At 36.1% G+C, this 2,493-nt stretch carries 2 protein-coding genes; one reads left to right on the top strand and one right to left on the bottom strand.

Annotated features, from left to right (window positions below; translation table 11 throughout):
* On the bottom strand, positions 1-885 hold an 885-nt coding region (locus UC75_RS20790), incomplete at its 3' end, for a TolC family protein (RefSeq protein ID WP_228137177.1).
* A gap of 386 nt (positions 886-1,271) precedes the next feature.
* Between UC75_RS20790 and serC the strand changes: the two genes are divergently transcribed.
* The gene (gene serC / locus UC75_RS08275) at positions 1,272-2,351 is read left to right on the top strand and encodes a 3-phosphoserine/phosphohydroxythreonine transaminase (RefSeq protein WP_049837267.1); all 1,080 of its coding nucleotides are present in this window, start codon (positions 1,272-1,274) and stop codon (positions 2,349-2,351) included.
* The last annotated feature ends 142 nt before the right edge of the window (positions 2,352-2,493 follow it).

Raw genomic sequence — 2,493 nt, 5'->3', positions numbered from 1 at the left:
GTTATTTACAAATAGTGGCGTACTTAAATCTACATTATTTTGTTGATGTAAAAGATTATTAAGGCTAAAGCGGCTGGCGTTTAAGTTGGCTTGAGTATTTTGTAAAGTACGTTCTGCATTATTACGAGCGACTTCAAACTGCATGCGTTGCCCTTTACTAATAAATCCTTGTTGTTCGAGCTTTAGAGCATTGCTGTAATGTTTCTGCATCGCATTAAAGTTAAATAAGCTACTCGCGACCAGTTGCTGCTGTAATTGAACATTAAAATAGCTTTGTACCACTTCAAACCGCTGTATATCTTGTTGTTGCTGGCTTGAAAGCTCCGAACGCTGTGCTTGAATATTTGCTAGTTTTTTTGCACTGCTGGTTAAACCACCTGTATAGAGTGGCATAACGACTGAAATAGAAGGGCGTACAACCTGATCTTCAATGGTCAGATTCGCATAATCTGGAAATCGATTAATACCGTCATGTATGGTTTGATTGGCGCCTTCTTGAACTTGTCCCAGCACATCCGATGGAATGACATTGTTCCACTGTGAAAGTTTGTCATTCAGCCCTTGGCTTAAATCATTCTCAAGTTTTTGTTTAAAAGAGCCAAGAGGTACATCTGTTTCACTGTGAAAAGCATATGCTCTCACATTTAAATCAACTCGAGGTAATCCGAGGCCCTTTACTGCTTCGGCTTCTAATTGAGATGCTTGCTGTAATGCTTGGTTGGCTTGGGTGCTATATGAACTTTTCAAAGCTTGTTGTTCTGCTTCTGCATAACTTAAGCTTTGGGCATATAAATGATTAGTGAAAAAAAAGCCTAAAGCCAAAGCAAGATGTTTAGGTTTAAATGAAAAGGGAAAAATAGACTGTCTATATCGATGTGCTGGCATTTTAAATAACAATTTCTGGCATCCCTTATAGTTTAAATTTCTTGTTATTAAATTCAATTATCATATTGTTTATTATACATTTGTATAAAAACATTTTGATTTTAGCTCCTTTAATTATTGAATTTACTAAGCCAATATTTTTTCTAATATCTATCAAGGTATGTGAAATTATAATCACAAGTCAAGTTGATCTTTTTTGCTTAAAAATCTTTTTAAACTTGGAAGGTAGTAATTAAAAGTAAGTAAATAACGGCACTAGTAATTGAAAAAATAAACTTAAATACAGTCCAGCATTGAAATATTTACTTGAGAAGCTGCTGCAAGCTTAAGCAATCTGTGGTTAAATGCCATTTTTATTGTGTTTGACTTTATACAAGGGAAAAATCATGCGCGCGTACAATTTCTGTGCTGGTCCTGCTGCATTACCTACTGCCGTTTTAGAAAAAGCTCAACAAGAATTGTTGGATTGGCAGGGTAAAGGTCTATCCATCATGGAAATGAGTCACCGTAGTGCTGACTATGTTGCTGTAGCTGAAAAAGCTGAAGCAGATTTACGCAAATTAATGAATATTCCAGAAAACTATAAAGTACTGTTTTTACAAGGCGGCGCGTCATTACAATTTTCTGCGATTCCTTTAAACCTTTTAGGTAAGAACAGTAAGGCTGATTATATTGATACGGGCATCTGGTCTGAAAAAGCGTTAAAAGAAGCACAACGTTATGGCGACATTAATGTTGTGAAGGCTGGTATTAAAGTAGATGGCAAGTTCGCAATTTCTGAACAAAGCGAATGGAATTTATCTGACGATGCAGCTTATGTACATTATGCGGATAATGAAACGATTGGTGGCTTACAGTTCGCAGGAATTCCTGATGTAAAAGCTCCACTCGTTTGTGACTATTCATCAAGTATTTTATCTGCTCCATTAGATGTGACCAAGTTTGGTTTAATCTATGCTGGTGCACAAAAAAATATTGGTCCTGCTGGTTTAACAATTGTCATTATTCGTGATGACTTACTTGATCAAGCTAAACCAGAAATTCCAAGCATTTTAAAATATGGTGATCAAGCGAAAAATGGTTCTATGGTAAATACTCCATCGACTTACGCTTGGTATTTGTCTGGTTTGGTATTTGAATGGTTGCTAGAGCAGGGGGGGGTAGATGCTATCCATAAAGTTAACCTTGAAAAAGCTCAGTTGTTATATGGTTATATCGATTCAAGCGATTTCTACAATAACCCGATTGCAATTCCGAACCGTTCAATTATGAATGTACCGTTTACCTTGGCAGATGAAGCTTTAGACAAGCAATTCTTAAAAGAAGCGGAAGCAAACCATTTGTTGAATTTAGCTGGACACCGTTCTGTAGGTGGTATGCGTGCAAGTATTTATAATGCTGTGCCATTAGAAGGTGTACAGGCTTTAATTAGTTTTATGGATGACTTTGCAAAACGTAATGGTTAAGCAAATCAAATAAATAAAGCCCTCAAATGAGGGCTTTATTTTTGAGTAAATTTTATAAACTAAAAAGGCACTAAACCAAGTTGGTGCATGAATATGGCAGCTAAAAACATACCCAATACAAAAAAGCAAAACGCACCAGTAT

The sequence above is a fragment of the Acinetobacter sp. V2 genome (genome assembly GCF_001188385.1).
Classification (GTDB): Bacteria; Pseudomonadota; Gammaproteobacteria; order Pseudomonadales; family Moraxellaceae; genus Acinetobacter; species Acinetobacter oleivorans.
Note: the sequence above shows the minus strand (reverse complement) of the source record. Positions and strands in the feature narration are given on the sequence as shown.

Excerpts from the sequence above, each read along its gene's own strand:
- serC (WP_049837267.1), top strand. The coding sequence starts at position 1,272 with ATGCGCGCGTACAATTTCTGTGCTGGTCCTGCTGCATTACCTACTGCC.